This is a genomic window from Pelotalea chapellei (genome assembly GCF_018531195.1).
GTDB lineage: Bacteria > Desulfobacterota > Desulfuromonadia > Geobacterales > Pseudopelobacteraceae > Pelotalea > Pelotalea chapellei.
This window is the reverse complement of record NZ_JAHDYS010000053.1, coordinates 1-232: the sequence shown is the minus strand read 5'-3', so window position 1 is coordinate 232 and position 232 is coordinate 1. Positions and strand designations below refer to the sequence as shown.

General features: G+C 52.6%; 1 protein-coding gene. It reads right to left on the bottom strand.

What is annotated here, in order from left to right; translation table 11 throughout:
- On the bottom strand, positions 1–232 hold a 232-nt coding region (locus KJB30_RS17885), incomplete at both ends, for an MBG domain-containing protein (protein WP_214301728.1).

The window sequence follows — 232 nt, the reverse complement described above, 5'->3', positions numbered from 1 at the left end:
CGAAGCTACCCGGAACGTTGGCAGTAGCGTTAAGCTGTGTTGCAGAAAGTGCTGTTCCTACGGTGATCGGAGCAGGAACTGCCCAGGTAATGGTTGGAGTAGCCTTGGCAATCACGAGTGTACCGTTAGCGGTACCAGTGTAATTGGCATCGGAAACCGTAGCAACTACTGCGTAAGAACCTGCTGCAGTCGGAGCAGTCGCACTACCTGCATAGGTAATTGCAACGGAAAG